Annotated in this window: 4 protein-coding genes and 1 pseudogene; 1 reads left to right on the forward strand and 4 read right to left on the reverse strand. The window is 56.4% G+C overall.

Translation table 11 applies throughout. The features are described from left to right. Positions 1 to 173: 173 nt before the first annotated feature. Positions 174 to 653, reverse strand: coding sequence for a hypothetical protein (locus tag H8Q75_RS08845; RefSeq protein WP_255325302.1), 480 nt, complete (start codon positions 651 to 653; stop codon positions 174 to 176). Next, a complete protein-coding gene (locus H8Q75_RS08850) occupies positions 628 to 2,673 on the reverse strand; it encodes a flavin-dependent dehydrogenase (protein ID WP_297041176.1) in 2,046 nt (681 codons plus the stop codon). The genes H8Q75_RS08845 and H8Q75_RS08850 overlap by 26 nt, the downstream gene beginning before the upstream one ends. A gap of 120 nt (positions 2,674 to 2,793) precedes the next feature. On the opposite strand from H8Q75_RS08850, the gene H8Q75_RS08855 reads away from it, so the two are divergent. Next, the gene (locus tag H8Q75_RS08855) at positions 2,794 to 3,063 is read left to right on the forward strand and encodes a hypothetical protein (RefSeq protein WP_024124356.1); all 270 of its coding nucleotides are present in this window, start codon (positions 2,794 to 2,796) and stop codon (positions 3,061 to 3,063) included. Here the strand turns inward: H8Q75_RS08855 and ruvC are convergent. Beyond that, positions 3,013 to 3,492, reverse strand: coding sequence for a crossover junction endodeoxyribonuclease RuvC (ruvC, locus tag H8Q75_RS08860; RefSeq protein ID WP_297041177.1), 480 nt, complete (start codon positions 3,490 to 3,492; stop codon positions 3,013 to 3,015). The two genes, H8Q75_RS08855 and ruvC, sit on opposite strands and share 51 nt — an antisense overlap. 5 nt (positions 3,493 to 3,497) lie before the next feature. Further along, a pseudogene (locus H8Q75_RS08865) lies at positions 3,498 to 4,218 on the reverse strand (FAD-dependent oxidoreductase); the annotation flags it as partial.

Genomic DNA, 4,218 nt, shown 5'->3' on the forward strand with positions numbered 1-4,218 from the left:
TACCAAAACAGCATTGAGGGCTATTTGCTTAGCTTGTGGTATGGGGGGGAGGTTTTGCCATGGGGGTGCTGGGAATGGCACCAATGGGGTCTGCCATCGGAAATCGGGCAGCCAGTGTTCCTAGCCAAAAGGAGAGGATTGAATGCACCGTTGCCAGATATTCCTGAAAAAAGTCAGCTATTTAGAACAGCAAGAATCTCGTGGCTAATGGCGCGCAGTTGGTTTTGCAGATCTTCAGTGGGCAGATTGTTGCCACTAAAAACCCCCTGACCAATACTGCTGAAGCGCCACTGCTTACTCATATAGCTAAACCCCACAATCTCTAGGCCAATGGCCCGCCGTTGGGGAGAGTCTGGCTCACCATAGAGGCGGATTTGCAGGAGCAAACTGCGGGCTTGCCAGCGGCGACTCCAACCGGGCAGGTGAAAGCCAATGTCAATTGAATCGGGATCCACCAAGTTGCGGGTGTGGGGGTCATCGGCCCAAGGGTGCAGGTCTGCCTGCAGATCCGGATTGCACTGCTTGAAGAGATGGACGATCGCCCCCAATTTGCTAGCCATTTGCACCGTCACTGCCTGCTCTGCTGCATTCACCGTGGTTGTCTCCGCAACACCGCTGTTCTCAAAGTTAGCGAGGGGAAACGGCTTGATCAACTCTAGGGGTTGGCAGCAGTGTCAAAGAACGATCAAAGCGGGGTTGCCCCACAGAGTAAGTCAGGGCATAGCTTTGTACCAAAAGCCAAAACCACAACTGCGGCGCCAGGGGCTCCAGCCAGGGCTGACAACGGCGGATCAAGGGGGGCAGCCAGAACCCAAAGAGGGCATGGTACAGGGCATCCAAGCTAAAACTGAGGTAGCTTTGCAGCCAGCGCAGCAGATCCCAAAGCCCCACCATTTCGTAGATCCACCAGAGGAGACCGGGATTTTGCCAGGCAGCTCGCAGCGCCATGCGGTTAAAGGGTAGCCAACCGGCACGGTCTTTGATAAAGCGATCGGCCAATTCCGGAGATTCCTGCCCAAGAATGCCAAAAAAGGTGTTGAGCATGGCATTGACCCGCTCGGGGGGCAGGGGGCGATCGCTGGGCACCATCATTCCCCGTGAAAAGAGCCACGTCACCGCGGTATTGCTCTGATAGGCGCGAATTTGGTTGAGGAAGGGCTGTTGCACAAGGTCATGACGCAGGGCAGTATCCAGCAGATCCGTCAAGCGTGGCAGGTTGCGCACCAGCGAGCCAAAACCGGTGAATACTAAAGGAGATTGCAGTGAGGCGGCATCGCCAATGGCCAAGACGCGATCAAATGCCACGGCGCGATCGCTCCGGTGGTGGCTAAAGTAGCCGGGGATGTAACCAAATGTCGGCTTTACCCAAGTCAGTTGATCTAAATCGCAGCGGCGGTACTCTGGCAAGATTGTAAAGAAGTCTTCGTAGAGTTCTAGGAGAGAGCCGGGAAACTCGCGGTGGATGTGGTGGTAGTGAAACAGGTAAATGGTGCGCTCTTCGCCTGACCCCGGAAACAGCTCCCAAATGAGTTGCCGTCCTCGCGAAATATCGCCGTGGCTAAAGAGCACATCGCCATAATCCCCGTCCCACACTTCCGGAGCAATACCCTTAACAATCGCCCCCACCGTTGGACAAACACTATCATAGGCACGACCGCCGTTCAGTTGCCGGGCAATTGGCGAGGCAGTACCCATGGCATCAATGAGGAGGCGAGCGATCGCCTGTCGCTGTTCTTGGGTTTGGCGGTGCTGGGTTTGCAAAACCACACCATTGGGATGAATTGTGGCTGTTTTAAATTCTGTCCAATCCCAAATCTCACCGCCCGCTTGGCGCAGTTTCTCACCGCACAGATGCAGGAATTTGGCCGAGTCGAGGGCAATGTTAAGAACGGTTGGGGTGTGCAGTACCGGTGCCCGACAATGGATAGGGCTGGTGGCATCAAAGAACTTGTTAAAGCCATCACGGTACTCGCGGGCAATCAGGCTTTCAAACTCCGCGGCGGTAAATAGCCCCAGATCAATCAGGCTCTGAAATTCCAGGCGGGAGATATTCCACTCCCGATTCATGCGGCCAAAGGGCAACCGCTCCATCAGCAGAACCCGATAGCCCAACCGCGCCATCACCGCCGCATGGACAACCCCCAAAGCACCACCCACATAAACCAGGTCATAGGTAGGGGGATCACAGGGGGTTGTTACCCTGTGCACAACAGGGACAGGGGGGGTAGGCTGTTGGAGACCTTGGCGCCAGCGTTGCTCCCACCAATAGACGCGCTCTAGATCCGCCTCACCTTGGGGCATACGTTGAAAGTATTTCACCGTCAGGGGATAGCGATCGGCCAAGGCCTCAAAAATGCTCTGACCAGCCGGCCAAGGGGGCGGCTCCTCGGCCTGGAGGGGGAAGGCCAAACGCAGCTCCCGCTGAAGGTGCTGGAGACAGGCGCGCTCTTGGGGGAAAGGCCGCTCTCCCCAGCGCATCACCTTGAGGTATGTAGTTCGCTGTAAGCTCCACAGGAAAATGGCGAGTTCCGTTGCGGTTTCGGGAACCTGCCAACATCCCCCAGTGGGTTTTGGCGCAATGGTGCCCATGGGGGGCGCAAAAGTGTGGTGCAGCCAGTGAATGACCGCTGCGGTATGGGGAGTGGGTACCTCAAGGTATAACAGTTGTTGCATTTTGCTTGATGAAGTCCACTAAGAAGCTTGACAACGGCACAATTTGGCGTAAACTTCACTGTACTAAACAGTTTAAGAGTTAAGAGAGTTTACGATTTCTCAGAATTGCCCTGTTGCCCTATGCATTATCCCATTCCTCGCACGCTCGAAGAAATGACAGCCCTCAGCCAGCAACCCGTCAATGGTGATCTAGTGGCATCAGCGATCGCCGGCGTGATTACGATTTGCCGTGCCCAGGGCCACAGTCTGGCGCAGGTTCAGGAATGGGTACTTGCAGAGGATGATCTACTGGATCAAAAAACGCGCCAATGGCTTAGTGAAGCAGTGGCAGTGGCTTGGTCAACCGTCGATGTGGCCGCAGTGACGACTGGCCGTGAGGGCGATCGCTAGGGCATCAGCGGCATCATCGGGCTGGGGCAGGGTGCTGAGATGGAGTTCCCGTTGCACCGCCTGCTGCACCTCTATTTTGCTGGCATTGCCATAGCCGGTGAGGGCTTGCTTCACTTGGGGGGGCGTGAGTTCTAGCAGTGGACAGTGCAATTGGCTCAGGACCAAAAGAATTACCCCCCGTGCTTGGGCAACCCCAATGGTATGGCTCATTTTGTAGAAAAAGAGCCGCTCCAAAGCCACTACATCTGGCTGGAGGGTGGGAATTAGCGTGTGCAGATCGTTATAGAGACTTTGGAGGCGATCGCCCGTAGGCAGATCGGCAGAGGTAGTAATTACACCAAAATCCCACACTTGGCAGGTGTCCCTGTGCACCTCAATACACCCATAGCCAAGGGTAGCTAGGCCGGGGTCGAGGCCCAGAATGCGCACTGGTGCTAACTAGCGATGGTGGTCAGGAGATCCAAAAAGGGCTTGGCCAGCCAGTTCAACCCCACCTTCAGTTGATGTTCGAGGGTGGGCATGCGGTAGAGGTAGGCCAGTCGCCGCGCCAAGTAGGCGAGGGGGCCATCAAGGGTCAGTCCTAGGCCGGCCAATGCAGCGCGATCGCGGCCGAGGGTGAGCATTTCGCCCAGGTGGGAGTAACGACAGGGAAGTAGCGGGCGATCGCTGAGACTGGCCCAAAGGTTCCAAGCAGCATAGTCCGCCTGCTGAAAAGCCGCCTGTGCCGTATGGGGAATGGGTTGTCCCTGTTCATCCACCGCATCCGCCGCATCCCCAAGGGCAAAAGTATCGGGGTGATCAACCACTTGCAGTGTGGGCGCCACCTGGAGCCGACCGGTGGCAGTTTTGGGCAAATCAAGGGCCGCAATCACCGGCGAAACGGCTGTGCCAACGGTCCAAAGAACAATGTCCACGGGCAACTCGTCCACCCGGTCTTTGTATTGCAGCGAAATGCGATCGCTAGTTACAGCAACTGGCGTGGTCTCTAGATCAATCCAAACGCCACGATCTTCGAGGGCACGGCGGGCCGCCTTGCGATTAAATTCAGGGGAGGACTTCAGGATCTCTGTGTTGCGATCCACCAGCCGAATGCGACCTCGGCTCCCCAGTCGCCCCGCCAGTTAACAGGCCAATTCCACCCCACTCGGACCAGCA

Source organism: Thermosynechococcus sp. OHK43 (assembly GCF_014466085.1).
Taxonomy (GTDB): Bacteria; Cyanobacteriota; Cyanobacteriia; order Thermosynechococcales; family Thermosynechococcaceae; genus Thermosynechococcus.